Consider the following 22,111-nt stretch of genomic DNA (forward strand, 5'->3'; position numbering starts at 1 on the left):
TTTGTTCCGATGTGTCAACCCCGCGGCGCGCGGTGGGCCGGCGTGCCGGGGCGCCGAAATCGCCGCAGGCGGCGGAAAATGCTTGCCAAGCTCCGTCCGTCGTGGTTTGACCGCCGCCTCTGCCCGCTGATGCGTGGCCTGCCTCCAATTTTCAGGTGATTCATGGCCGACACCGATAATCCCCATCTCCTCATCGTCGAGGCGCGCTTCTACGACGACATGGCCGATGCGATGCTCGACGGCGCCAAGCATGCGCTCGGTGCCGCCGGCGCAACCTACGATATCGTGACCGTCATGGGCGCGCTCGAAATCCCCGCCGCCATCTCCATGGCCCTCGACGGCATGGAAAACGGCGGCACCTGGTATGACGGCTTCGTCGCGCTCGGCATGGTCATCCGCGGCGAGACCTACCATTTCGACATCGTCGCCAACGAATCGAGCCGCGCCCTGATGGACCTGTCCGTCAGCGAGGCCCTGCCGATCGGCAACGGCATCCTGACGGTCGAGAACGACGAGCAGGGCTGGGCGCGCGCGCGCCGCTCGGAAGGCGACAAGGGCGGCTTTGCGGCCCGCGCGGCGCTCACCATGATCGATCTGAAGAAGAAACTGGGCGGCGAACAGTGACGACGGACAGGGACCAGCAGCCGGTGAAGCCGGCCAACCAGCGCGGCGCGGCGCGTCTTGCCGCCGTGCAGGCGCTCTACCAGATGGATATCGGCGGCACCGGCGTTCTGGAGATCGTCGCCGAATACGAGATGCATCGCCTCGGCCAGGAGCTGGACGGCGACACCTACCTGAAGGCGGATGCCTCCTGGTTCCGCTCCATCGTCTCGGGCGTCGTGCGCGACCAGCGCCTGCTCGACCCGATGATCGGCGCGGCGCTGCAGGACGACTGGGCGCTGTCCCGGCTCGATTCCACCGTGCGCGCCATCCTGCGCGCCGGCACCTTCGAACTGAAGGAGCGCAAGGACGTGCCGGTCGCCGTGATCGTCACGGAATATGTCGAGATCGCCAAGGCGTTCTTCGAGGATGACGAGCCGAAGCTGGTGAATGCGGTGCTCGACCGCATCGCCAGGCAGCTTCGGCCGGACACACGCAAGTAGGTTGGCAGGGTGACATGAGCACGGGCACGGTCGAAGGTCTTGAACACGAACTTTCGGCTGCGCGCCGCAACGTCTTCCTCCTGACGATTGCGCAGGCCTTGCTGGCTTCGGCCGGGCCGATCGTCTTCTCCATCGGCGGCCTTGCCGGCTACAACCTGCTCGGCGCGGACAAGTCGCTCGCCACCGCGCCGCTGACCGGCTTCAATGTCGGCGTGGCGCTCGGCGCCGTGCTCGTCGCCATCGCGGCCCGAATGCTCGGGCGAACCTATGGCTTCATCGTCGGCGCGCTCGTCGGCGCGGGGGGCGGCCTCTTGGCCGCCATCGCGCTGTTCCGCGGCGATTTCTGGCTCTTCGCCGTCGGCTTCGTGCTCGTCGGCATTTCCAGCGGCTTTGCCCAGAAGATCCGCTTCGCGGCGGCCGATGCCTCGCCGTCCTTCTACAAGCCGCGCGCCATTTCCTGGATTCTCGCCGGCGGCGTCATCTCCGCCGTGCTCGGCCCCCAGGTGGTCATCCTCACCAAGGACCTGTTCGAGCCGGTGCTGTTTGCCGGCGCCTTCGTGGCGCTGGCCCCGCTCTGCCTTGCCGCGATCGGCCTCTTCCTGTTCCTGCGCCTGCCGGACCACAAGGCGGCGGCCGTCGCGACGGGGGAGGCGACGCGGCCGCTCGGCGAGATCGTGCTGACCCAGCGGTTCATGACGGGCATGATCTGCGGCATCTCCTCCTACGCCCTGATGACCTTCATGATGACCGGCGCGCCGCTGGCCATGGTCATCGGCTGCGGCTTCTCGCCCGAGCTGGCGACGCTCGGCATCCAGTGGCATGTGCTCGCCATGTTCGCGCCGAGCTTCTTCACGGGCATGCTGATCCAGCGCTTCGGCACGGAAAAGGTCGTCGCCGCCGGCCTCCTCATCCTCATGGCCTGCGCGGCGGTCGCCCATGCCGGCCTCGAACTCTGGAATTTCTGGGGCGCGCTGATCCTGCTCGGCGTCGGCTGGAACTTCGGCTTCATCGGCGCCACCGCCATCGTCGCCTCCAGCTACAAGCCGCACGAGGCCGACAAGGTGCAGGGGTTCCACGACATCATCCTCTTCGGCACGGTGGCGCTTGCCTCCTTCTCCTCCGGCAAGGTGTTCAATGCCTATGGCTGGCAGACGATCAACCTGATGTTCTGGCCGATCACCGGGGTGAGCCTCGTGCTCGTTCTTCTCCTGCTTTTGCGCAGCCGCCGCGCGGCTGCCTGAGCCCATCCGCCGGCCGACGTCGAAAAATCCAGCGCAGCGCGCCGCTTGCCGCAGTGCAGCGGCTTGACGCAACCGATTCGCAAACGCACTCTGGCCCCGCGCCGGCTCCCGTCTTGTGAGGAGGCAAGCGGGAGCGGACGCATATCGGCTGCGGGGAGAGGACCCCGCGGCCTCCAAGGAGGACAGAGCGAAATGACCATATTGTTGGGCGTTATCGCATGCGGGTTGCTCTCGGTGGTCTATGCCATCTGGGCGACACGGTCGGTGCTTGCCGCCGATCAGGGGAATGCCCGCATGCAGGAAATTGCAGGTTATATCCGGGAAGGGGCGCAGGCCTATCTCACCCGGCAGTACAAGACCATTGCCATCGTCGGGGTCGTCGTCTTCGTCGGCACCTGGCTGCTGCTTTCCGCTACGGCTGCCATCGGGTTCCTGATCGGCGCCGTGCTCTCGGGTGCCGCCGGTTTCATCGGCATGCATGTGTCCGTCCGCGCCAATGTGCGCACGGCGCAGGCCGCATCCGTCAGCCTGTCCTCCGGCCTCGACATCGCCTTCAAGTCGGGCGCGATCACCGGCATGCTTGTCGCCGGTCTCGCGCTGCTCGGCGTGTCGATCTACTATTGGGTCCTCACCGGCCTGCTCGGTCAGGAGCCGGCCTCGCGTGAGGTCATCGACGCGCTCGTCGCGCTCGGCTTCGGCGCCTCGCTGATCTCCATCTTCGCCCGTCTCGGCGGCGGCATCTTCACCAAGGGTGCGGATGTCGGCGGCGACCTCGTCGGCAAGGTGGAAGCCGGCATTCCCGAAGACGACCCGCGCAACCCGGCCACCATCGCCGACAATGTCGGCGACAATGTCGGCGATTGCGCCGGCATGGCCGCCGACCTCTTCGAGACCTATGCGGTGACCGTCGTCGCCACCATGGTCCTCGCGGCGATCTTCTTTGCCGGCACGCCGGTCCTTTCCAGCGTGATGATCTATCCGCTGGCGATCTGCGGCGCCTGCATCATCACCTCGATCGTCGGCGCCTTCTTCGTCAAGCTCGGCACGAACGGCTCGATCATGGGCGCGCTCTACAAGGGCCTCATCGTGACGGGCCTCTTGTCGATCGTCGGCCTTGCCGCCGCCACGTCGCTCACCATCGGCTGGGGGGCCATCGGCACGGTCGCGGGCACGGAGATCACGGGAACGAACCTCTTCATCTGCGGCCTTCTCGGCCTCGTGGTGACGGCGCTCATCGTGGTGATCACCGAATACTATACGGGCACCAACAAGCGCCCGGTGAACTCCATCGCGCAGGCCTCCGTCACCGGCCACGGCACCAACGTCATCCAGGGCCTCGCGGTCTCGCTGGAATCGACCGCGCTGCCGGCCATCGTCATCGTCGGCGGCATCATCGCGACCTACCAGCTGGCCGGTCTCTTCGGCACCGGCATCGCCGTCACCGCCATGCTCGGCATTGCCGGCATGATCGTGGCGCTCGACGCCTTCGGCCCGGTCACCGACAATGCCGGCGGCATCGCCGAGATGTCGCACCTGCCGCCGGAAGTGCGCAAGTCGACCGACGCGCTCGACGCGGTCGGTAACACGACGAAGGCCGTCACCAAGGGCTATGCGATCGGTTCCGCCGGTCTCGGCGCGCTGGTGCTCTTCGCCGCCTATTCGAACGACCTTGCCTACTTCGCCGCGAACGGGGACAAGTATCCCTACTTCGCCGGCATCGGCACGATCTCCTTCGACCTTTCCAACCCCTATGTCGTCGCCGGCCTGATCTTCGGCGGCCTCATCCCCTATCTCTTCGGCGGCATCGCCATGACGGCCGTCGGCCGTGCGGCGGGCTCCATCGTCGAGGAGGTGCGCCGGCAGTTCCGCGAGAAGCCGGGCATCATGGCAAGCACCGAACGGCCGGACTACGGGCGCGCGGTGGACATCCTCACCAAGGCGGCGATCCGCGAAATGGTCGTGCCCTCGCTGCTTCCGGTACTGGCGCCGCTCGTCGTCTATTTCGGCGTGCTGCTCATCTCCGGCTCCAAGGCCTCGGCCTTTGCCGCGCTCGGCGCCTCGCTGCTCGGCGTCATCGTCAACGGCCTCTTCGTGGCAATCTCCATGACCTCCGGTGGCGGGGCCTGGGACAATGCCAAGAAGAGCTTCGAGGACGGCTTCGTCGACAAGGACGGCACCCGCCACCTGAAAGGCTCGGAAGCCCACAAGGCCTCCGTCACCGGCGACACCGTGGGCGATCCCTACAAGGACACGGCAGGCCCGGCGGTCAACCCGGCGATCAAGATCACCAATATCGTGGCGCTGCTGCTGCTGGCCATTCTCGCCTGATCGGCACCGCCGGTCGGCAGGCAAAAAGAAACCGCGGGGAGCGATCCCCGCGGTTTCTCGTTTCCGGGAGTGGCCGGAGGCCTTACTTCGGGCCGCCGCCGCCGAAGATATTCTGGATCGCCGCGCCCGGCGCACCGCCCGAGCCGCGCAGCAGCTGGCCGAGGAACGTGAGCTCCACGCCGCCGGTCGGCGTGACGCGGGAGATCAGGTCGAAGACGCGGCCGTCCTTCAGCGTGTAGTGCGCAAGGCGCTCGACCACGCCGTCCTTGTCGAAATAGACGGCGAGAACGCTCTGCTCGACGACCTTCGGCTTCATGAAGGCGACGGGGCGGGTGCGCTTCTGCGAGATGTAGTAGAAGACCTCGTTGTCGAAGGTCGCGGTCGCGGATGGCGAGCCGAGCGAGAGCAGGACCTGCTCGCGCGAGGAGCCGACCGGTGCCAGCGCCAGCGTTTCCTGGTCGACGACATATCCCTGGTGCAGCACTTCGCCGGGACCCTGGCAGCCTGCGAGAACGGAGGAGGAAAGCGCGATGGCAATGGCGGCGTTACGCAACAGCTTCATGTTCAGAGCATCTCTCTTCAACAACATCCCCGGGACTGTGATGGCCGCGCAGCCATTGCAATTCATGCCTGCTTCGGTAAACCAGCTTCGACCGTCATGCAACATGACTTGCGACGGCTCCATGGTTTGAATCGGGCAAAACTAGGCTTTATGATGATTTTCGGCCTGTTCGGCAAAAAAAACGGCAACCGGCGTATTGTCGAAAGGCAGTACGCGGCGCTGACACAGGCGGCGCGCCATCCCTATCTCTATGAAGCGCTTGATGTTCCTGACACGGTGATGGGGCGCTTCGAGATGCTCTCGGCAATGCTGATCCTCTACTTCCGGCGCACCCGCGCAAGCGGCACGTCCGGCCAGGAGATCGCCCAGGAGATCGTCGATGCCTTCTTCGAGGATGTCGACCATTCGATTCGCGAGCTCGGGGTCGGCGATGTCGGCGTGCCGAAGCGCATGAAGAAGTTCGCCGGCATGTTCTACGGCCGGCTGGAATCCTACGCGGCGGCGCTCGATTCCGACGACCGGGACGGGCTTGCGAATGCGCTCCGGCGCAATATCTATCCCGAAGCGGGTGAAGGTGCGCCCTCCATGGCGGGGCTAGCCTCCTATCTCTTTGCCGCCGAACAGGCGATGATGGCTGTCGGCGAGGATGCGATCGCGGTCGGCGCGCTGGCCGTGGCGGAACCCGGTCATGAAGGACACACCCTAGGGCGGTGAAAAGGACGAGAATGACGAAAGACGACGACACGCCGTTTTCCTATCCGGTCAAGGTGGGGCATATCTCCGGCAACCCGGTCGAGGTGACGCTGAGCGCCGATGCCGAGGAGCGCGCGGGGCTGGCGAAACTCTGGTCCGTGCTGGAGGTGAAGGCGCTGTCCGCCACCTTCCAGGTCATGCGCTGGAAGCGCGACGGCGTGCGGCTCAAGGGTCACGTCGAGGCGGATATCGTGCAGGCCTGCGTGGTGACGCTCGATCCGGTGGAGGCGCATATCGACGAGCCGGTCGAGGTCGTCTTCGTCCCGGAAGGCTCCAAGCTGGCGCGGCTTCCGGCCGCGACCGAGACCGGCGAGATGCTGCTCGATCCGGACGGTCCGGATGCCCCGGAGATCTTTACGGGCGACACGATCGATGCCGGCGTGGTCGCCGCCGAACATGTGGCGCTCGCCATCGATCCCTATCCGCGCAAGTCCGGCGCGGGCTTTTCCGGCCATATCGAAAGCACCGACGCGGACGACAAAAAACCGTCGCCTTTTGCCGTTCTGAAGGACTGGAAAAAAGACTGAACGGCTCCTGAGACGCCCGATAATTCAGTTGTGCCCCCGGCGAAAAGCGGTATTTTGACCGAATTCCGCCGCGGCAGCCTTCTGCCCCTGGAAAACAAGAATTAAGGCAAGACACGCGTGGTCAGAATTTCCGTCGACGTCATGGGTGGCGATTTCGGCCCCAAGGTCGCTATCCCGGGCGCAGCCAAGGCTCTCGAGCGTCATCCCGACATCCGCTTCGTGCTTTTTGGCAATGCCGCCGAATGCGAGCCGTTCTTGGCGCAGCATCCGAAACTGAAGGCCGCCAGCACCTTCCACCATTGCGACGTCGCCGTCGCCATGGACGAGAAGCCGAGCCAGGCGCTGCGCCGCGGCCGCGGCAAGTCCTCCATGTGGCAGGCGATCGACGCCGTTGCCAAGAACGAGGCCGATGTCGCCGTTTCCGCCGGCAATACCGGCGCGCTAATGGCCATGTCGAAATTCTGCCTGCGCATGATGGCCAATATCGAGCGCCCGGCGATCGCCGGCATCTGGCCGACCTTGAGGGGCGAGAGCATCGTGCTCGACATCGGCGCGACGATCGGCGCGGATGCGAACCAGCTCTTCGACTTCGCGCTGATGGGCGGCGCCATGGCGCGCGCCCTGTTCGAGATCGACAAGCCGACGCTGGGCCTGCTCAATGTCGGCGTCGAGGAGATCAAGGGCCAGGAAGAGGTGAAGGCCGCCGGCCAGCTCATCCGCGAGGCCAATTTCGACACGATTGACTATTACGGCTTCGTCGAGGGCGACGATATCGGTCGCGGCACGGTGGACGTGGTGGTCACGGAAGGTTTTGCCGGCAACATCGCACTGAAGGCGGCGGAAGGCACGGCGCGGCAGATCGCCGAATACCTGCGCGCCGCCATGTCGCGCACCTGGATGGCCAAGCTCGGCTACATCCTTGCCAAGAGCGCCTTCGACCGGGTGCGCGAGAAGATGGATCCGCGCAAGGTGAACGGCGGCGTGTTCCTCGGCCTCAACGGCATCGTCATCAAGAGCCATGGCGGCACGGATGCCGAGGGCTTCGCGGCCGCCGTCGATGTCGGCTACGACATGGCCCGCAACGGCCTCAAGGACAAGATCGAAAGAGATTTGCAGAAGTATCATGCCGGCCGCCCCGTCGAAGGGGCCGCCCAGGGCATGACCGACGAGGTATAGAATGATTCGTTCAGTGGTCCGCGGTTTCGGAGCGGCGCTTCCGAAGCGGGTTCTCACCAATGCCGAACTGGAAAGCATGGTCGACACGTCCGACGAGTGGATCGTGCAGCGCACCGGCATCCACCAGCGCTACATCGCCGGCGAGGGCGAGACGACCGCCTCGCTCGGCGAGGCCGCCGCGCGCGCCGCGCTCGACAAGGCGGGCCTGACGGCCGCCGATATCGATGTCATCATCGTCGCCACCTCGACGCCGGACAACACCTTCCCGGCGACCGCCGTCAACATCCAGAACCGCCTCGGCATGCACCATGGCTTCGCCTTCGACGTGCAGGCCGTCTGTTCCGGCTTCGTCTATGCGGTGACGACCGCCGACGCCTATATCCGCGGCGGCCTTGCGAAACGCGTGCTCGTCATCGGCGCGGAAACCTTCTCGCGCATCCTCGACTGGACCGACCGCACGACCTGCGTGCTCTTCGGCGACGGCGCCGGCGCCATCGTGCTGGAAGCGGCGGACGGGGCGGGGACCAACCAGGACCGTGGCGTCCTGACGGCGCAGCTGCGTTCCGACGGCGCGCACCGCGAAAAGCTCTATGTCGACGGCGGCCCGTCCACCACGGGCACGGTCGGCCATCTGCGCATGGAGGGCCGCGAGGTCTTCAAGCATGCGGTCGGCATGATCACCGACGTGATCGTCTCGGCCTTCGACGCCACCGGCTTTGCCGCCGAGGACATCGACTGGCTGGTGCCGCATCAGGCGAACAAGCGCATCATCGACGGTTCGGCCAGGAAGCTCGGCATTCCGCTCGAAAAGGTCGTCGTCACCGTCGACCTGCACGGCAACACCTCTGCCGCCTCGATCCCGCTGGCGCTTGCCGCGGCGGCGGGCGACGGGCGAATCAAGGAGGGCGACCTCGTGCTGCTGGAGGCCATGGGCGGCGGCTTCACCTGGGGTGCGGTGCTGCTGCGCTGGTAGCCATTTCCACGCGCCCGCCCATTGGGGGAGGGCGGCTTTCGGCAAAGGGAACGCGGGAAAGGGCCGGCTCCGGCCCCCCTTTGCCATGCGGGAACGCCGGTCGGCCGCGGGTGAAACGGCCTCTCCCGCATCAGGGCGCAGGGCCGCTTGACCCGCAGGGGCAAGGACAATACTCTTCCGCCACTTAACCATAGGCTTTCAATGGGAAATCGGTGAGGAACGATGAGCGGCAAGACGGTGACACGCGCAGATTTGGCCGAATCGGTTTTCCGGAAGGTCGGCCTTTCGAGGACCGAATCCGCAGAGCTTGTCGAAACCGTGATCGACGAGATCTGCAATGCCATCGTGCGGGGTGAGAGTGTGAAACTCTCCTCCTTCGCCACCTTCCAGGTGCGCGACAAGAACGAGCGCATCGGCCGCAACCCGAAGACCGGCGAGGAAGTGCCGATCTCGCCGCGACGGGTGATGACCTTCAAGGCGTCCAACGTGCTCAAGCAGCGGGTGCTGAAGGCCCATCTCGCGCGCAAGGCGAAACAGAAGCCGGCTTCGCCCGCTTCCTGAGCGATTTTCTGCCTATAGCCGGCGATTCGGCAATTTGAAACTTGAATATCGTTCGGCAACCCGCTGAAATGAATACGATTCGGCAGCGCCTTTCGCTGGCCGTGCGCGCGCTTTCATTGAGGGTAGAATGGACAAGAGTCCGGATGCTTTCCGCACCATCAGCGAGGTTGCCGACGATCTCGACCTGCCGCAGCATGTGCTGCGTTTCTGGGAGACGCGTTTCACGCAGATCAAGCCGATGAAGCGCGGCGGCGGGCGCCGCTACTATCGGCCCGAGGACGTGGATCTCTTGAAGGGCATCCGCCATCTTCTCTACGACCACGGCTACACGATCAAGGGCGTGCAGAAGCTCCTGAAGGTCAACGGCAACCGCTTCGTCGCCGCCATCGCCAGCGGGGACCTTGCCACTGTCGAGGCGCTGGCTGCCGCCAGCCACGAGGAGCCGACCCCGCCGAAGGCCGGCAGCGACGAGGACCAGATCGTCGGCCGCGCCAAGGCGCCCGCCAGCCGCCGCTTCTTCTCCTTCGTCGGCGGCGGCGACGAAACGCCGGAAATCTCGATCGGCAAGACCAGCGTCGGCAAGGAAGACCGCGCGCTCCTGCAGGAAGCGCTCTACGATCTCCTGGAATGCAAGCGCCTGCTAGACCAGGTGCGCTGAGCCTTTCCACGTCGCCCCCGGCGCGTCCTGGTCGCCGACCGCCCATGCCGGCAATCCGGCCCAAGCGATCCAGCATCCGCCGGCGCCGTCATGCCGCAGGTTCGGTCCGCTCCATCCGCATCCGGGCAGCATGCTTCACCGCCATGAAGGGGCCGCCGTCAATCCCGCTGCTGCATCGGCTCCCAGCCGCGCACGAAGCCGCGCCCCATCGCCGAGCGGGTCAGCGCGAGCTGGCGCCGCAGATGCGCGCAATCGGCCAGCAGCGTCGCGATCGTCGCGCGCGCATCGCCGTCATGCCAGGCAAGGGCGGCGCATACGGCATCGTCCTCCTTCGGTTCAGTCTGTGCTTCGTACTCGGGAAGCGGTCGCACGTCGGCAGTCTCCTGTGGTAACACAGAAAATCGGGGATTTCCGGGATCGAGATAAGCGGGCCTTCGCCTTTGTTCCTATTATGTTCTCATGCGCTGCGGAGTCAAGCGCTTGAAACGGACCGACAGAAGGAAAAGGCCCCGCACGGTGGCGGGGCAAACAAGCGTCACGCTTGGCTCTCAGTGACGCGGGGGAGTGCTCGCAAATGACAAGCGAGCAGAGGCATCCTACGACTTTAGTCTAATGCGGGGGAAGGTCTGATTCGGCGTTTCCGGTACGGTTGCGAAAAAAATTGCACTTTTCGGTGGCTGCAGCCTACGGCGGGCTGGAGCTCCGCTCGCCTGCTTGATCCGGGGCGTACCACCAAGTCCCGGGCGTTTGAACGCCCGCAACGTCATGCCCGCAAGACAATTCCCCACTTTCGTTCCCGCCTTTGATTTTTGGGCTTGCATCCAAATGCCCGAGACTATAGGGGTTTGCGCGGTCCGGAATGTAGCGCAGCCCGGTAGCGCACTTGACTGGGGGTCAAGGGGTCGTGGGTTCGAATCCCGCCATTCCGACCAATAAATTCAAAGACTTAGATACCGGCAAGTCTTCTGGCTATAAAAATTATAGCCGCATTGTAGTCAGCGGCGGGGTAGGGCGCTTCAATGCGTCGGGTTCGCCGCAGCGGCCAAGCCAACCACATCCCGCCTCGCGGCTTCTGCCTCATCCTCCTCCTGAATCTCGCGTTCTGCCTGGAGCCAATGGCCAAGCGACCGGCCGTCGAGCGAACCTTCGCGCTGCCAGAGTTCAAAAGCCCTTGCCTTGATGCGTCTTTCGCGTTCGTCGTCCATGATCAGCCCAGCCCAAAGAACGACAGGACGGCGATCACGATCACGACCAGGCCGACGAGATAGATGATGTTGTTCATTGCGTGTCTCCTTTTCCGTTCGAGGCGAAACGTGATGGCCTCCGTTCTTGTTCCTGTGGTTGGAACCACCGCAAGCCGCAGCCCGTTTCCTCTGCCCCACAGGAGGACGTCAAATGGCAATTGAGAATGCACCCACCGAGAAGGGCAAAGAAGGAGCCCGAGGCCTCCACAAGGCCACACGGGCCGAGGAGCGCAAGGTTGAGGCCGAGAAGGGGTCGGAGCTCGCCAAGGGCGCGGATCGCTTCGAGGAGCGCTCCAAGAGCTCTGACGGAAAGAGCGCCGGCGAAAAGCAGAAATGAAAAAAGGGCCGCCCGGCAACTGCCTAGCGGCCCTCTCTGATCTTACCTGCCCTGAATAACCCGAATGAAACGCGGGCTCTTCGTTCGGAAGTCGTTATAGCTGATGCGACCGTTGGCAATCCCGTTGAATGCACGCTGGCAATAGATCCGGGCAACGTTGCGGCTCGGGCTCACATTCATGATCTTGGCCATCTCTGCTTTTCGGGCAGGTGATGCGCGGCGAGCGCCAGCATAGCACTTGTTAATTCCGTCGCGCTTTAGCGCCGGACTTCCGCGCACCATCTCCTGAGCACGGTTATATCCTGCCTCCGAGACGCAACCTGTCATGAACATTGCTGCGGACAGCACGGCAATCATCGGTATCAGCCGCATGCTCTTCCTCCATTCGTTTGATCGACAATGGAGAGGATAGGCGGGGCTCCCACGATGGCAAGCTGGAGGGCCGAAAAAGAACTGGCGCAAGAGCCGGCAGCTGATCTAGCGCCGGCCGCTGACCTGCTCTTCGAGAAGAGGCGGTGAGAAAAAACCGCCCGCCTCGTGGGAGGGGCGAGCGGTTCTATGCGCGGCGCTGCGGCAATGGTTTTCGACCCGACGGTGGCCGCGCACGAAACAATGATACCACATCGTGGCATGGGCGGCCAGCCGGCCGCGAGTGTGGGTGCGGTGGTGCCCGGCTGGCCTGTGGTGACTTGGAGCCCCTGGCCCGACTCGAACGGGCATCTTCCAATTACGGCTCACGGGCTAGAAGTCCCGCGCCGGTACAGGGGCGAAAGATCAGAAGCTCCCGTCTATGTATCGAACGGGACGACGCTTATGGCGCTGCTCGGCAGGCGCCGAGCGCTTCGGCTGTTCTGCCGGAAAGCGGATGCTCTCGACGTTATCCTTGAGCCACTGCTCGCTCACCGTGAGCAGACGCTTGCCATCGGCCATCAGATCGACGCCGGGCAACTCAGGCCAGAACTTGCCGGCCGTGAAGGTCGTCCCGTTCTTCAGGCGGACGATCGTGCCGGGTTCATAGAGGTCGAGGTAGGTCATGGGGGTCGGGGTCATTGCACTGTGTCTCCCCAGAGATTGCCGAATCCCTGCTCGATAAGACCGTCGTAGTCGGCGATCCCCCTCTCAGCGGGGTCGTCTTCACGCTCGTCGTCGCCCTCGGCGTCGTTGCCTCCATAGGGGTTATAGCCCAGCGAGGGTTCAAGATCCGGATCGCCGTCAGCGGCGTCGAGCAGGGCTATGAGCACGTCGATGGCGCGCTCGATCTTGTGGCGCTGGATGTTCATGCTGCTTCCCCCTCAATGTCCAGACCGACCAGCGCTCGGTACATAGTGACCGTCTCCTCGCTGCTCGCTTCGACCTTCGTGATCCGCAGCGCCTCCAGCGTGGCGACCTTGATGCGCAGGAGATGAGGATTTCCGTCATAGCATATGACGTCGGCGGCATCGCCGCGGATGCCCAGGATCATCAGGGGCCACTTGCGGCCGCCCTCCTTCTCGAAGTCAACCACATCGCCGGGCTGAAACTTCGGCGGGTTCTGCTGGCGAAGGTGCCGCCGAAAAGCGGCGATGGTCGTGGGGTTGTTGCTTAGGGCGGTGGCTTGGGGCTGCGTCATGTTGAGTTGCTCCGTTGCGATCTTCCAATCTTGGTGATAGGAATATCTCAAGAAGGACACATGTCAATAGGTTAATATCATAGTGATAGAAAAATATCATATTACGGGGCGACAGGTTTCAGCAGCCCGGGCGCTAGCCGGAATTTCGCAAGCCGATCTTGCGAAGGCCGCCAACATCTCGTTGCCGACACTCAGACGCATGGAGGCATCCACCGGGCCGATGTCAGGTATGCCGAACAATGTCGCCGCGGTAGTGCAGGCACTATTGGATTTCGGGATATTGTTCATCCCCTCGAACGGCAACGGCTGCGGAGTACGCCTGCGGGATCGGCAGGGTTAGATCCTGGATCCGAATGAACGCAGGCGCGTAGGTGGCAGCGCGTATCGCTACGAAGGGGCGCGCCGCTTGAGGGATGTCAGATTTGAAATCAAGCACAAAGCCGTCGCCGGTCGGCGTGGATGCAGATTTTGAACAGTTCAACGAGACGGGGGCGTTCAAACTCGGCCGTCGCGTCAACGAAGAATTGTTCCTTCTCCTCAATTTCCTCAATGGAGGCTGCTGGCGTTACCACAATCTCTTCTTCAATCTCGTTTAGGGTAATCGCGAGATGGCTTCCTACTACGTCTGATACTTCATGCATCAGTTCTAGTACGCGCCTTCGCTGCTCGATCAACGCTTGCACGGGAATGAAATTTGGGACGATAAAGCTGTCTGACATTTGACCTTTCCTTCTATTGAGGCCGAACGAAGTCGGCCGGTTAAAACCAGTGTCGTCGCTCTCTCCTCAATAGTGGTGGTATGCCTGCGGTTCGGTATGCCGCGCAGTGTTTATAGCGCCAAGGGGCTTCGCATGTCAAGAAAAAGACCTCGCAAGCCACTGATTTTCTTGACAAATTTGTAAATGTATATTATGGCAGGCCCCTCGCCGCGGAAAAATCGACCCAATGTTTTCAAAGGCTTGCCGGCGCTAAAACATTGAAATCATTCGGCACCGATCCGTGCTAACCCCTTGATTTCCAACCATCCAATTTTGGATTGCCCCCATTCTCGTGCCCCTCGACAACCCCGCCGCATGGTGACAGAGTTCACGCACCACGACGATTTAGCCATGCCCGCCAAACCCATCCTCATATACCGCCTAACGCCTGCTCAGATCGACTTCGTCGATCGCTTGGCGACCAGCGACGGAATCGTCATGGACGGGCTCTCCTACCAGGATCTGGTCGCATTCCAGGAACTGGAGAAGCTGGGCTTCGCTGACATGCGCGTCGAGCCCCGAAAGAAGATCAGGATCGTCATCACCGATCAGGGCGCCAAGTTGCGTGCGGCCGGCTATATCTCGAAGAAACCCGTCGTCCGCCTCACGGCACCCCAAGTCCAAGCCTTGCGCTTCCTTGCGGTGCGGGTGCGGCATTTCAACGACATCCCTGCCGAGATGAAGGATGTGGTCCGCCGCCTTCGGCTGCGTGGCTGGGCGACCATGGAGCAGGATGCAGAGGGGCGGTTCTGCACGAGGATCGCTGAGGAAGGGTGGGAGCTTCTGAAGCTTCTCGATTACTGATGACGTTTGCGAACTGGCCCTGTCCCCTCCAAGCTGCGCCGCAGTTTACATCCCGCCCGCGATCAACGCCCCAAACCCATATAGACTCGCGATCACCGCTCCCACGACCAACAGGGCAAAGACAACGCGCCGGCTAGCGCGCTCTTCGTGCTCGCGATTAGGCTGCGGATCGTCGAAAGTCTCTAGGTTCTCGTGATAACGCATGTCTTACTCCGTCCGGTTGATTGCATGGGACGTCGCGGGGTTTTCAGGCGCACCTGGCGTCCAGAAGACGACGTAAAGAGCGGCTAGCAGCAGCAGCACGCCAGTAACCGTTACCGTTGATCTGTTCATCTGGTAGGCCCCTTAATTTGGTTCAGTGAACAACAGATGACGCCCCGTCGGGTTGATCTGAAGCAAGAATGGAAAGGGAGTACCGCATGTTCCGCCTTGACTCCTCCTGAAATGAGAACAAAATAGGAACATAGTCCGCCGAGCGGACTCCATTCCTATAGGTGCCCCATGTCGACCAAAGCCGCCCCACAGCAGGAAATAGACGCAGTCATCGAAGCCTACGGAGGCGACGCACGGGCCGCTGTGCGCGAACTGCTGGCGGACGCGGACTTCCTCCGCGACCAGCTCTACACCGCTTCTGTGCTGGTTTCGAAGGGTTACGCCCGTGGGTGGAGGCCTCGTTACGAACGACCCTAATGCGTCACCGGCGCGGCATCGATATCACGGCCGGCAATCCAATGGATCCCGCGACGCTCACCGGTGTCAACGTCTACGTCAACAGCCGCCAGCATTCCGTTGCCTTCCAGGACATTCCGCAATGGTATGAACTCGGCGCCCGGTGTTTCCGATGCAAGCACGCTGGCTATCTCGATCGCTGGGAACTGGCGCGTCGATTCGGCAAGAAGTGCATGATCATCACGCTGGAGCCGAGGCTCCGATGCACGCGGTGCGGCAACCGGGAGGCGAACGACTTTGTGCTGGCTAAGATGGGGCGGTGAGGCTGTTACAAATTCGCCTTGCGGCAATATCTCTTCACCTCTAGATTGAGTTAGTGCTATCTGATGGGGTGAGATGATGCGCAGTCTCCTGTTGGTGCTTCTTTTTGCCTCCGCATGTCCTACCGTTGGGCAGGCGACGATAGACCCCTACGATGTCGTGGTTTCGACAACGACGTCGTCAGGCGATCAAAACACAATCAGGGACTTTGAATCCGTTCAGGTTGCCCAGTTCATCTTGGGTCAGATCAAGGTGGAGCACAAGGATGTCAATCTCCTGTGCTCTAAGCGGTGGCCCGGCGTGATCGCTTATTACAATCAGACCTTCTTCACGATCAACGAGCGTGCGGCGCGTGACTTAGCTGCCGGAAAACTCCAACTGCTGGGCGAAGACCAAGAGGCAGTACCGTTCGATAGTGCTAGCAGCCCGTTCTCAGCAGACCCGAAAAGCGTGCAGCGATTGGCGGACCGTGCAGCACGGCAATGCGGGCATTCAACGGAATCGGAACAGAACATAGCCAGTGAGAAAAAGGCCGTTATCGTAGCCAAAGCGAAGCCACGCAATTCCAAACAGGAAAACGTACTGAACCACATTGCCGAAGTAATGGTCATCGACGAACTATGCGATATGCTAGAGATCAATACTGTATTTTTGAGCATGGCTGCGACATACAATGGAGTCAGCGGAAGGGATATTGCAAGCGGCGGAAAATATCACGACAAACTGGTCTCCCTTGTGCGCATCAAGAGATCAGAAATGCTCAACATTGGCGCGGATGAAGATTTGGTTTGCGCATCTGGAGAGCTCTTGTACGGCCCGTCCGGGATAAACGTTAAGGGCCTCCTAACGTCCTCGTATTAGCGTCAGCCACCATGAAACTAATCATCGCCACAATCACCACACTGGTAGTTTTCACATCTGCCGCCGGACACGCGCAAAGCTGTAAGGCCGCAAAGACCTGCGCAGAAGCCATCGAGATGTGGTGTGAAGGCTACTCCGGCGCAGACAGGGACGACGACGGAATACCCTGCGAGAATGTGTGCAAGTCAAAAAAGCGCGTGGATGCGCTCAAGAAAGAGATTGAGGCGTGTGAATGACAGGGGAACAGGCTTGTCGAACGTGCCAGGAGCATCATATCCCCGCCGCCGCCAACGCCAGTTCGCCGCCCTCGCAGAGCTCGACCCAACCCTCCTCACGGCTGATCCGCCGATACGCTGATCGGGCGGCATTAATGAAGTCAAACCACAGATCGTCAGGAATCTGGACGGCTCGCCGCCCACCGCGCAAGGTCGGCGGCAGCGCCGACAAGTTGCCCTCCGGCCGTTGGACTATGACGCAGTCGCGCAGCAGCCATCCCTCAATCTCAGCGTCGAATGTGGCTTTGGCGCCCCCTGGTCCGGGGCGCATGTTGGTGATATTGATCATTCTTTCTCCTTATAGTGGGCCACCGCCACCCTCAGTAGTTCGGCCTCCATGACCGATGACAGCGGCGCCGGCCGCGTTTCGCCAGGCGCACCAATCCGCGGCACTGACAACGTATAGCCGTCGTCCCGCCTGATGAGCGCGCAGCCGGGCAGCACCAGGTTGCCGACCTCGGCTGTGAACGTCGCGGAAATCCGCCCCGTGGACGGATTCAAATGTGTGATTCTGATCATTGGATTCCCGTGAGGCAAAGTTCACGCAAGGATAGGCGGAGATGGTGCGCCAGTTGGGTTTTGTAGGAGGCGCACCATGCAGGCGCGGGAGAATGTTTTCGGCTCCAGCACGGAGCGAACCGCATGGAGCATTGCCGCCCGGCATCTGGCTGCAGGCCAGAAGGACCCCGTGAAGATGATCGTGGAGGCCATCGAGGAGGAGCGGATGCGCTGCATCGATCTGTTCGTCGCGGCGACGGGCGACCTGGCAGCCGTCCCTGTCTTCATGGTCGATCCCGACCGCGACTGGTAGCCCCCTGGGACGGGTCCCTTTCGGGCCTAAAACCAGCCAATGCGGGTCGGCAGTCCCGGCAGCCGTCCAGGCACAGGGTCAAAAAGCTCAGCAACCCCGTTGCTGCCGAGCCAAAATGCCGGGCTTCTGGGCGTTTGCAGTGTTGCCGAGGTGTTGCCGAAATTGCGCTTGGCGGAAGTGGCTTACCTTAGATGCCGCACCACGGCTCACGGCGGCCAGACCACGTGCGGGCTAATCCCTCGGCAACAAGCCTATCGCCGATCGACTGGCCGTTGCGCACTAGCACGCGCAGCAAGCGTCCATACTTATCGGTGTCCCTGCCCGGCAGCGCCTGCATCTCGAATGGACCTGCACTCAGCAACACCTGCAGTCGGCTCTTGGCCTTTTCTCCGAGAGCGCGTTCGCTTGGACATTTCGCCTCGCCGATCTCTGGCGTATCTATGTCCGCTATGCGGACCTTTTCACCTTCAAACCAGAAGGTGTCGCCATCGACGACGCACGTTACGCGCTTCGAACCATTGCATGCCGTGAACGCACTGACCACCCGTCGTTCCGGCAGCCTTGTCCTGAGGTTCAAGTGCGCGGGCTTCGAATTGTCGCGCACGGCAGAGACCTCTGAGGCATTCACCGGCCCGGCGGTCGTCGCCCATTGCCATGTTGAGGTGAGTTGATCCCATCCAGCCCCAACGGCGATGGTCGCGCAAAATGTCGCAGCGGACACCTTCGCTACCAGCAACACAAATTTTCGTCGCTTGCGCCGTCGTCTTTCGCCAAATGGCACGATTTCAGCCAAAATACTCTCCATGCGGCTCAGCCAAGCACCGTCCATTGTAGAGGTTACGAAACGTTGAATCACGAGGGTTGGCAGCGCCCGAAAGCGCCGCCCGCCCTATTTGAAGAGCCCGCCCGTCATCCTGTTGATATGGTGAATGACGCGCGGCTCAAGCCGTTCGGCTGTCTGATCCCAAACCTTCGCGACTTCGCCGCGCAAGAGCTCCACGGGGATGAAGACGCCGGATTTCTGCTTGGCGAACTTCGTGCCTGTCCGCTCCCGCTTCCACTCGCCCGACTTCACGAACGGGTTCGATTTTGCGTAGTTGTAGGAATAGCCGTCCGTATTCGCGCGAACGAAGACCTGGCCATTCCATGCGGGCTTAACGACTCGCTTCGGCCACCATCCGGCCTTCATAAAACTGGACGGAAAAACCTGCCGAACGCCACGAGGTGCGGCGCTGACGCCGATCCTGGTCTCACGGGGCTTGAAGTGCTTCAGGGATATGTCGCCACCCTGACCGTGGATGACATAGGTCAGGGTCGCCGGCGTCGACTTGGTGACGTTCCGCCGCACGGCCTTCATGCCGGTTCGCAACGGGAGCCCGGTCTGCACCGCGAGGGCACGGCCTGCCGCCGTGCCCCCAACCCGCCCGGTTTCGTTGATCGCGCGGCTGAAGACCTGGCCGGCCTTGCGTGGGGATTTGAGGGCAGCCGTCGCTTTGGTGAACAGGGCCAGGCCGTCGCCCTTGATGTCGATTTTGAGCATGGCTACACCGCATAAACCCGGCTTGCCGAACCAACAGCGGTGTCGCCATCGCTATCCGCGTCACCCTTACGGTGCAGGAGTTGACCACCTTCACCGCCGAGGTGTACTTCGCCATCCAGAACGATCTTGCTGGCCTTCAAGGTGATGCCGCTACCGCTGATTTCCATGATGGAGTCGCCTACCTTCAGCCTGAGCGGGACATTAGTGTCGTTTTCGCGCGGGTTGTCATCGGAATACATGCCGAAATCGATGCGGGCGTCCGTCAGATCGCCGCTTTCGGAAACCACATCGACCTGCTCGCCGATGGCATAAACCACGTCTAGCTTGACGTTGCCGGCGCCGACCGTTTTAGGGCGGATCCAGGGGGTGAGGTACGGCACGCCGCCCTGCCTGGAGAGCTCCACCCGATAGCGGCCCTTGTCGTCCGGGCCTTCCGCGATGGTGCCAGTTCGCCGGCGATTGTTGTTGCGGCGTTCCAGTTCCTGTAACCGTTCGCCAATCCCCCTGATCAGGGTCAAAAGATCACCTGCCATTATGTGTGCCTTCCGTCGTTGAGATCGAAGCCATGCGCACCCTCAAGTTCGGAGATCAGATAATCCCCTATTTCCTTTGAGTAGTGGCGCGCTACCGCATGCGGGTCAGAGCCGACCGGCATGCCGCCGTGGATGTTGATTGTTGGAGAGATAGTGATGGTGTTGCCGCCGCTCCGGACTGGGCCGCCAACTGACGCTGCAGAACCAGCCGCAGCCGCCCGATATGCATCGTGCGGCGAGATCATGCCCGATGCGCCTGGCGAGAACAGCTCAGCACCCCTTTCCCCGACCAGGTAAGTGCGGCCCGCCCGGACTGGCCCACCCTTGGCGCGCGCGCCGTCGACGGCTGGGGTTGACGTGGTGGTTTCGCCGCCGCCGAACGGATTGAGGCTGCCCCAGGAAATAAGCCCTGACAGATCAATCCGGCCGACAGCCGCCCTGATCTTCGCAGGAAGATCAGCGAACCAGGCCAGAAGCTCGCCCGCCTTGGCTACCACGCCATCAATGATGCCCTGGATCATGTCGACGCCGGCCTGAAACATCGCCGAATTCAGCGCTTTGAAGCCGTCGATCAGCTTTCTTGTCACCGCATAGGCATTGTCCTCGATGACCATCTGATGCTGGCGTGTCAGGTCATTCGACTGGAATAGCGAACCGAGCCAGCTAGCCGCCTCTTTGAACTGCTCCCACGCCCATTTTGCAGCATCCCCCAGTGCGGAGAACGACTGCGCGAACGGGTCGAGCACAGGCCACAGAAAATCAATAGCGGGTTGCAACTCTTCGCCGATTGCACGGGCAACGCCCGCAACGGTACTGCTGATACGATCCCAGTTCTGCCAGAGCGCCAGGCCGGCACCAGCAACAAGAGCAACACCCGCTCCAATGGCGAGCCATGCCGGCGCGGAAATGGTGGCCAGTGCAGCACCAACGGTAGTGAGGGCGCCACCGATTGCGGTAACACCTGGTACGGCCGCTGCCATGCCGCCGAGAGCGGCGCGGACCGTTTCAAGTTTGGTGAGCGCAGCACCGTTGAGCCCGCCGTCGAGCATGGCGGCCATGCCCGCGTTCTTCGATGTGGAGAGCGCTTTGAGGGACCGCTGAAGCGCAACAGCTTCCGTCGCCGCCGTGGTGAAGTGCGAAGCCAGGCGCGCTACCGGAATGACCATGGACAGCACGCCGCCCTTCGTCCACAGGAAGGCGAATCTGGTGGCGGTCATCGCAATGTTGAACCCAACCACGGCAGCCGTCGCGGCCACGATGGCAGAAGTGGCCTCGGGGTAGCGTTCTGCCAGATCCGCGATGCTGGTGACGATTGGTGCGACCTTGTCGATCACCTGATTGAGGGCGGGCAACAGGGCGGCACCAATGGAGGCAGATATGTTCTCGAGCGCGGCTTGCATCCGCAAGAGCGCGCCTTCCGAGGTCTTCATCCGGCGCTGGAAGTCGGCCTCCACCGTCCCTTGCGCCGCCATGGCCTCGGCACGGATACGGCGAAATTCTTCCAAACTCTGGATCAGCGGCCGAAGACCCTGCTGAACCTGCGAATCCGCAAAGAGATCACCAATTTTACTGAGATCACCCTTCAACGTCTTATTGGTGATATCCGCGATTGCCTCGATTGGGCTCATGCCCGCTTCGGCACGCTTTTTTAGCTCCCGCTCAAGATTGACGCCCAGCTTTTTGAATGCTTTGACCGTCTGCGGCGCGTTGATCTTCTGAAGCACGTTCGACAGGTTCGTGGCGGCAGATGCGGAATCGCCCGTGCCTTTGCGGACGATCTGCAGGGCGGCCGAAAGGTCCGCCACCGCCGGTACGCCGGTCTGGCCGAGGGCCTGGTAGCCCGCGCCGAGGGCCGGGAAGTATTGGGCCATATCTTTGAGTTCGAAGGCGCCTGCCTTGCCGGCCCGTGCCATGGCATCTAAGGCTTTGCCGAACTGGTCGGCAGGGACCTTCAAGTTGTCGAGTGCAGCGTAACCGGCCGACGACAGGTCAGTGATGGACGCCTTATAGGCGAAGGCGGCCTTACCGATATTGGGCAAAAGCTTGAGCGCGTCACCCTCAGAGGCGCCGAGGCCCAAAAGTGTGTCCATGCCTTCAGCCATCTGGCTGCCGGCCTGATTTGTCTGCCGGCCGATCAGGCGAAGCTGTTTTCCGAGTTCCGCCAGCCGTTTCTGGGGAATGTCGGCCTTCTGGCCGATGTCTTCGAGTTTCGACTCGAATGCCACGGCTGCCTTGACGGGAGCCGTGAGGCTCCGCGCCAAGGTGTAGCCGACCGCAATAGCGTCGAACATGCGGCCGCGCATAGCATCCATGGCGGCCGCGTTGCGGGCCGCCATCATTTGCAATTTGGCAAGGGCGGCGTGGACACCCTTCGCCCTTCCGCTCACCTTGTCGGTGAGCGAGAGAACGAGTTCAGCTTGCCGTTTCGCCACGGCCGCCTCCATTTTTTAGCTGGATGATTTCGACG

The 22,111-nt window shown here is 62.3% G+C and carries 32 protein-coding genes and 2 tRNA genes; 18 read left to right on the forward strand and 16 right to left on the reverse strand.

Annotation, left to right across the window (positions count from 1 at the left end; translation table 11 throughout):
- Positions 1-162 precede the first annotated feature (162 nt).
- From ribH to AABQ55_RS10885, 4 genes are all read left to right on the forward strand, one after another.
- Positions 163-624: a 6,7-dimethyl-8-ribityllumazine synthase gene (gene ribH / locus AABQ55_RS10870; RefSeq protein ID WP_272805023.1), complete on the forward strand. Its 462-nt coding sequence runs from the start codon at positions 163-165 to the stop codon at positions 622-624.
- Positions 621-1,103 carry a transcription antitermination factor NusB gene (nusB, locus tag AABQ55_RS10875; RefSeq protein ID WP_244765920.1) on the forward strand — a complete coding sequence of 161 codons (483 nt, stop codon included), beginning with the start codon at positions 621-623 and terminating at the stop codon, positions 1,101-1,103. The genes ribH and nusB overlap by 4 nt, the downstream gene beginning before the upstream one ends.
- A gap of 14 nt (positions 1,104-1,117) precedes the next feature.
- Complete coding sequence (locus AABQ55_RS10880; RefSeq protein ID WP_244765919.1) at positions 1,118-2,344, forward strand: MFS transporter; 1,227 nt, start codon at positions 1,118-1,120, stop codon at positions 2,342-2,344.
- A gap of 192 nt (positions 2,345-2,536) precedes the next feature.
- A complete protein-coding gene (locus tag AABQ55_RS10885) occupies positions 2,537-4,672 on the forward strand; it encodes a sodium-translocating pyrophosphatase (RefSeq protein ID WP_272805024.1) in 2,136 nt (711 codons plus the stop codon).
- 82 nt (positions 4,673-4,754) lie between these two features.
- On the opposite strand, the gene AABQ55_RS10890 is transcribed toward AABQ55_RS10885, so the two are convergent.
- On the reverse strand, positions 4,755-5,234 hold the full coding sequence (locus tag AABQ55_RS10890; RefSeq protein ID WP_244765917.1) for an outer membrane protein assembly factor BamE: 480 nt from the start codon (positions 5,232-5,234) through the stop codon (positions 4,755-4,757).
- 153 nt (positions 5,235-5,387) lie between these two features.
- On the opposite strand from AABQ55_RS10890, the gene AABQ55_RS10895 reads away from it, so the two are divergent.
- The 6 genes from AABQ55_RS10895 (at position 5,388) to AABQ55_RS10920 (ending at position 9,882) form a co-directional block, all read left to right on the forward strand.
- Positions 5,388-5,948, forward strand: coding sequence for a ubiquinol-cytochrome C chaperone family protein (locus AABQ55_RS10895; RefSeq protein WP_272807433.1), 561 nt, complete (start codon positions 5,388-5,390; stop codon positions 5,946-5,948).
- Positions 5,949-5,959: 11 nt separating this feature from the next.
- Complete coding sequence (locus tag AABQ55_RS10900) at positions 5,960-6,514, forward strand: YceD family protein (RefSeq protein ID WP_272805026.1); 555 nt, start codon at positions 5,960-5,962, stop codon at positions 6,512-6,514.
- Between the two features lie 117 nt (positions 6,515-6,631).
- On the forward strand, positions 6,632-7,690 hold the full coding sequence (plsX, locus tag AABQ55_RS10905) for a phosphate acyltransferase PlsX (protein ID WP_244765915.1): 1,059 nt from the start codon (positions 6,632-6,634) through the stop codon (positions 7,688-7,690).
- 1 nt (position 7,691) lies between these two features.
- Positions 7,692-8,663: a beta-ketoacyl-ACP synthase III gene (locus tag AABQ55_RS10910; protein ID WP_244765914.1), complete on the forward strand. Its 972-nt coding sequence runs from the start codon at positions 7,692-7,694 to the stop codon at positions 8,661-8,663.
- A 222-nt stretch (positions 8,664-8,885) separates the two neighbouring features.
- The gene (locus AABQ55_RS10915) at positions 8,886-9,224 is read left to right on the forward strand and encodes an integration host factor subunit alpha (protein WP_064329714.1); all 339 of its coding nucleotides are present in this window, start codon (positions 8,886-8,888) and stop codon (positions 9,222-9,224) included.
- Between the two features lie 127 nt (positions 9,225-9,351).
- Positions 9,352-9,882 carry a MerR family transcriptional regulator gene (locus AABQ55_RS10920; RefSeq protein WP_244765913.1) on the forward strand — a complete coding sequence of 177 codons (531 nt, stop codon included), beginning with the start codon at positions 9,352-9,354 and terminating at the stop codon, positions 9,880-9,882.
- A gap of 158 nt (positions 9,883-10,040) precedes the next feature.
- Here the strand turns inward: AABQ55_RS10920 and AABQ55_RS10925 are convergent, their stop codons facing one another.
- Positions 10,041-10,253 (reverse strand): hypothetical protein, encoded by a 213-nt coding sequence (locus AABQ55_RS10925; RefSeq protein WP_272805027.1) that lies wholly within the window; start codon positions 10,251-10,253, stop codon positions 10,041-10,043.
- Positions 10,254-10,737: 484 nt separating this feature from the next.
- On the opposite strand from AABQ55_RS10925, the gene AABQ55_RS10930 reads away from it, so the two are divergent.
- Positions 10,738-10,814: transfer RNA gene (locus AABQ55_RS10930), tRNA-Pro, on the forward strand.
- A gap of 84 nt (positions 10,815-10,898) precedes the next feature.
- On the opposite strand, the gene AABQ55_RS10935 is transcribed toward AABQ55_RS10930, so the two are convergent.
- The gene (locus AABQ55_RS10935) at positions 10,899-11,087 is read right to left on the reverse strand and encodes a DUF2934 domain-containing protein (protein ID WP_272805028.1); all 189 of its coding nucleotides are present in this window, start codon (positions 11,085-11,087) and stop codon (positions 10,899-10,901) included.
- A 190-nt stretch (positions 11,088-11,277) separates the two neighbouring features.
- Between AABQ55_RS10935 and AABQ55_RS10940 the strand changes: the two genes are divergently transcribed.
- Positions 11,278-11,463: a hypothetical protein gene (locus AABQ55_RS10940; protein ID WP_272805029.1), complete on the forward strand. Its 186-nt coding sequence runs from the start codon at positions 11,278-11,280 to the stop codon at positions 11,461-11,463.
- A 42-nt stretch (positions 11,464-11,505) separates the two neighbouring features.
- Here AABQ55_RS10940 and AABQ55_RS10945 read toward each other — a convergent pair whose 3' ends face one another.
- The 5 genes from AABQ55_RS10945 to AABQ55_RS10965 all read right to left on the reverse strand — a co-directional run bounded on the left by AABQ55_RS10945 (position 11,506) and on the right by AABQ55_RS10965 (position 13,072).
- Positions 11,506-11,835 carry a hypothetical protein gene (locus AABQ55_RS10945; protein WP_272805030.1) on the reverse strand — a complete coding sequence of 110 codons (330 nt, stop codon included), beginning with the start codon at positions 11,833-11,835 and terminating at the stop codon, positions 11,506-11,508.
- A 318-nt stretch (positions 11,836-12,153) separates the two neighbouring features.
- Positions 12,154-12,231: transfer RNA gene (locus AABQ55_RS10950), tRNA-OTHER, on the reverse strand.
- A gap of 6 nt (positions 12,232-12,237) precedes the next feature.
- Positions 12,238-12,498: a hypothetical protein gene (locus AABQ55_RS10955; protein ID WP_272805031.1), complete on the reverse strand. Its 261-nt coding sequence runs from the start codon at positions 12,496-12,498 to the stop codon at positions 12,238-12,240.
- Between the two features lie 11 nt (positions 12,499-12,509).
- Positions 12,510-12,743: a hypothetical protein gene (locus AABQ55_RS10960; RefSeq protein WP_272805032.1), complete on the reverse strand. Its 234-nt coding sequence runs from the start codon at positions 12,741-12,743 to the stop codon at positions 12,510-12,512.
- On the reverse strand, positions 12,740-13,072 hold the full coding sequence (locus AABQ55_RS10965; protein ID WP_133033072.1) for a hypothetical protein: 333 nt from the start codon (positions 13,070-13,072) through the stop codon (positions 12,740-12,742). The genes AABQ55_RS10960 and AABQ55_RS10965 overlap by 4 nt, the downstream gene beginning before the upstream one ends.
- Positions 13,073-13,154: 82 nt before the next feature.
- On the opposite strand from AABQ55_RS10965, the gene AABQ55_RS10970 reads away from it, so the two are divergent.
- Positions 13,155-13,412, forward strand: coding sequence for a helix-turn-helix domain-containing protein (locus tag AABQ55_RS10970; RefSeq protein WP_133033071.1), 258 nt, complete (start codon positions 13,155-13,157; stop codon positions 13,410-13,412).
- Positions 13,413-13,500: 88 nt separating this feature from the next.
- Here AABQ55_RS10970 and AABQ55_RS10975 read toward each other — a convergent pair whose 3' ends face one another.
- The gene (locus tag AABQ55_RS10975; protein WP_133033070.1) at positions 13,501-13,791 is read right to left on the reverse strand and encodes a hypothetical protein; all 291 of its coding nucleotides are present in this window, start codon (positions 13,789-13,791) and stop codon (positions 13,501-13,503) included.
- 354 nt (positions 13,792-14,145) lie between these two features.
- Between AABQ55_RS10975 and AABQ55_RS10980 the strand changes: the two genes are divergently transcribed.
- Positions 14,146-14,634, forward strand: coding sequence for a hypothetical protein (locus AABQ55_RS10980; RefSeq protein WP_272805033.1), 489 nt, complete (start codon positions 14,146-14,148; stop codon positions 14,632-14,634).
- Positions 14,635-14,679: 45 nt separating this feature from the next.
- Here AABQ55_RS10980 and AABQ55_RS10985 read toward each other — a convergent pair whose 3' ends face one another.
- The gene (locus AABQ55_RS10985) at positions 14,680-14,838 is read right to left on the reverse strand and encodes a hypothetical protein (RefSeq protein ID WP_338341902.1); all 159 of its coding nucleotides are present in this window, start codon (positions 14,836-14,838) and stop codon (positions 14,680-14,682) included.
- 485 nt (positions 14,839-15,323) lie between these two features.
- Between AABQ55_RS10985 and AABQ55_RS10990 the strand changes: the two genes are divergently transcribed.
- The 3 genes from AABQ55_RS10990 to AABQ55_RS11000 all read left to right on the forward strand — a co-directional run bounded on the left by AABQ55_RS10990 (position 15,324) and on the right by AABQ55_RS11000 (position 16,721).
- A complete protein-coding gene (locus AABQ55_RS10990) occupies positions 15,324-15,626 on the forward strand; it encodes a hypothetical protein (protein ID WP_272805034.1) in 303 nt (100 codons plus the stop codon).
- Between the two features lie 73 nt (positions 15,627-15,699).
- A complete protein-coding gene (locus tag AABQ55_RS10995) occupies positions 15,700-16,485 on the forward strand; it encodes a hypothetical protein (RefSeq protein ID WP_272805035.1) in 786 nt (261 codons plus the stop codon).
- Positions 16,486-16,496: 11 nt separating this feature from the next.
- On the forward strand, positions 16,497-16,721 hold the full coding sequence (locus AABQ55_RS11000) for an excalibur calcium-binding domain-containing protein (protein WP_272805036.1): 225 nt from the start codon (positions 16,497-16,499) through the stop codon (positions 16,719-16,721).
- A 34-nt stretch (positions 16,722-16,755) separates the two neighbouring features.
- Here the strand turns inward: AABQ55_RS11000 and AABQ55_RS11005 are convergent, their stop codons facing one another.
- On the reverse strand, positions 16,756-17,049 hold the full coding sequence (locus AABQ55_RS11005; protein WP_272805037.1) for a hypothetical protein: 294 nt from the start codon (positions 17,047-17,049) through the stop codon (positions 16,756-16,758).
- The gene (locus tag AABQ55_RS11010; protein WP_272805038.1) at positions 17,046-17,279 is read right to left on the reverse strand and encodes a hypothetical protein; all 234 of its coding nucleotides are present in this window, start codon (positions 17,277-17,279) and stop codon (positions 17,046-17,048) included. Before AABQ55_RS11010 ends, AABQ55_RS11005 begins: the two co-directional genes overlap by 4 nt.
- A gap of 76 nt (positions 17,280-17,355) precedes the next feature.
- On the opposite strand from AABQ55_RS11010, the gene AABQ55_RS11015 reads away from it, so the two are divergent.
- Positions 17,356-17,571 (forward strand): hypothetical protein, encoded by a 216-nt coding sequence (locus tag AABQ55_RS11015; RefSeq protein ID WP_272805039.1) that lies wholly within the window; start codon positions 17,356-17,358, stop codon positions 17,569-17,571.
- 187 nt (positions 17,572-17,758) lie between these two features.
- Here the strand turns inward: AABQ55_RS11015 and AABQ55_RS11020 are convergent, their stop codons facing one another.
- The 4 genes from AABQ55_RS11020 to AABQ55_RS11035 all read right to left on the reverse strand — a co-directional run bounded on the left by AABQ55_RS11020 (position 17,759) and on the right by AABQ55_RS11035 (position 22,076).
- Complete coding sequence (locus tag AABQ55_RS11020) at positions 17,759-18,364, reverse strand: thermonuclease family protein (protein ID WP_272805040.1); 606 nt, start codon at positions 18,362-18,364, stop codon at positions 17,759-17,761.
- A 96-nt stretch (positions 18,365-18,460) separates the two neighbouring features.
- A complete protein-coding gene (locus tag AABQ55_RS11025; protein ID WP_272805041.1) occupies positions 18,461-19,111 on the reverse strand; it encodes a hypothetical protein in 651 nt (216 codons plus the stop codon).
- A 2-nt stretch (positions 19,112-19,113) separates the two neighbouring features.
- A complete protein-coding gene (locus AABQ55_RS11030) occupies positions 19,114-19,644 on the reverse strand; it encodes a phage baseplate assembly protein V (protein WP_272805042.1) in 531 nt (176 codons plus the stop codon).
- The gene (locus tag AABQ55_RS11035) at positions 19,644-22,076 is read right to left on the reverse strand and encodes a phage tail tape measure protein (protein WP_272805043.1); all 2,433 of its coding nucleotides are present in this window, start codon (positions 22,074-22,076) and stop codon (positions 19,644-19,646) included. The genes AABQ55_RS11030 and AABQ55_RS11035 overlap by 1 nt, the downstream gene beginning before the upstream one ends.
- Positions 22,077-22,111: the final 35 nt, after the last annotated feature.

Source organism: Shinella sp. WSD5-1, from assembly GCF_963942435.1.
GTDB classification, from domain to species: domain Bacteria; phylum Pseudomonadota; class Alphaproteobacteria; order Rhizobiales; family Rhizobiaceae; genus Shinella; species Shinella yambaruensis.

Excerpts from the sequence above, each read along its gene's own strand:
- AABQ55_RS11005 (WP_272805037.1), bottom strand. The coding sequence starts at position 17,049 with ATGATCAATATCACCAACATGCGCCCCGGACCAGGGGGCGCCAAAGCC.
- AABQ55_RS10880 (WP_244765919.1), top strand. The coding sequence starts at position 1,118 with ATGAGCACGGGCACGGTCGAAGGTCTTGAACACGAACTTTCGGCTGCG.
- AABQ55_RS10960 (WP_272805032.1), bottom strand. The coding sequence starts at position 12,743 with ATGAACATCCAGCGCCACAAGATCGAGCGCGCCATCGACGTGCTCATA.
- AABQ55_RS10935 (WP_272805028.1), bottom strand. The coding sequence starts at position 11,087 with ATGGACGACGAACGCGAAAGACGCATCAAGGCAAGGGCTTTTGAACTC.
- AABQ55_RS10980 (WP_272805033.1), top strand. The coding sequence starts at position 14,146 with ATGGTGACAGAGTTCACGCACCACGACGATTTAGCCATGCCCGCCAAA.
- AABQ55_RS11010 (WP_272805038.1), bottom strand. The coding sequence starts at position 17,279 with ATGATCAGAATCACACATTTGAATCCGTCCACGGGGCGGATTTCCGCG.
- AABQ55_RS10915 (WP_064329714.1), top strand. The coding sequence starts at position 8,886 with ATGAGCGGCAAGACGGTGACACGCGCAGATTTGGCCGAATCGGTTTTC.
- AABQ55_RS10990 (WP_272805034.1), top strand. The coding sequence starts at position 15,324 with ATGCGTCACCGGCGCGGCATCGATATCACGGCCGGCAATCCAATGGAT.
- AABQ55_RS11025 (WP_272805041.1), bottom strand. The coding sequence starts at position 19,111 with ATGCTCAAAATCGACATCAAGGGCGACGGCCTGGCCCTGTTCACCAAA.
- ribH (WP_272805023.1), top strand. The coding sequence starts at position 163 with ATGGCCGACACCGATAATCCCCATCTCCTCATCGTCGAGGCGCGCTTC.
- AABQ55_RS10890 (WP_244765917.1), bottom strand. The coding sequence starts at position 5,234 with ATGAAGCTGTTGCGTAACGCCGCCATTGCCATCGCGCTTTCCTCCTCC.
- AABQ55_RS11000 (WP_272805036.1), top strand. The coding sequence starts at position 16,497 with ATGAAACTAATCATCGCCACAATCACCACACTGGTAGTTTTCACATCT.
- AABQ55_RS10965 (WP_133033072.1), bottom strand. The coding sequence starts at position 13,072 with ATGACGCAGCCCCAAGCCACCGCCCTAAGCAACAACCCCACGACCATC.
- AABQ55_RS10975 (WP_133033070.1), bottom strand. The coding sequence starts at position 13,791 with ATGTCAGACAGCTTTATCGTCCCAAATTTCATTCCCGTGCAAGCGTTG.
- AABQ55_RS10985 (WP_338341902.1), bottom strand. The coding sequence starts at position 14,838 with ATGCGTTATCACGAGAACCTAGAGACTTTCGACGATCCGCAGCCTAAT.
- AABQ55_RS10945 (WP_272805030.1), bottom strand. The coding sequence starts at position 11,835 with ATGCGGCTGATACCGATGATTGCCGTGCTGTCCGCAGCAATGTTCATG.
- AABQ55_RS10885 (WP_272805024.1), top strand. The coding sequence starts at position 2,537 with ATGACCATATTGTTGGGCGTTATCGCATGCGGGTTGCTCTCGGTGGTC.
- AABQ55_RS11030 (WP_272805042.1), bottom strand. The coding sequence starts at position 19,644 with ATGGCAGGTGATCTTTTGACCCTGATCAGGGGGATTGGCGAACGGTTA.
- AABQ55_RS10895 (WP_272807433.1), top strand. The coding sequence starts at position 5,388 with ATGATTTTCGGCCTGTTCGGCAAAAAAAACGGCAACCGGCGTATTGTC.
- AABQ55_RS10920 (WP_244765913.1), top strand. The coding sequence starts at position 9,352 with ATGGACAAGAGTCCGGATGCTTTCCGCACCATCAGCGAGGTTGCCGAC.
- AABQ55_RS10900 (WP_272805026.1), top strand. The coding sequence starts at position 5,960 with ATGACGAAAGACGACGACACGCCGTTTTCCTATCCGGTCAAGGTGGGG.
- AABQ55_RS10910 (WP_244765914.1), top strand. The coding sequence starts at position 7,692 with ATGATTCGTTCAGTGGTCCGCGGTTTCGGAGCGGCGCTTCCGAAGCGG.
- AABQ55_RS11015 (WP_272805039.1), top strand. The coding sequence starts at position 17,356 with ATGCAGGCGCGGGAGAATGTTTTCGGCTCCAGCACGGAGCGAACCGCA.
- AABQ55_RS10955 (WP_272805031.1), bottom strand. The coding sequence starts at position 12,498 with ATGACCTACCTCGACCTCTATGAACCCGGCACGATCGTCCGCCTGAAG.
- AABQ55_RS10995 (WP_272805035.1), top strand. The coding sequence starts at position 15,700 with ATGATGCGCAGTCTCCTGTTGGTGCTTCTTTTTGCCTCCGCATGTCCT.
- AABQ55_RS10940 (WP_272805029.1), top strand. The coding sequence starts at position 11,278 with ATGGCAATTGAGAATGCACCCACCGAGAAGGGCAAAGAAGGAGCCCGA.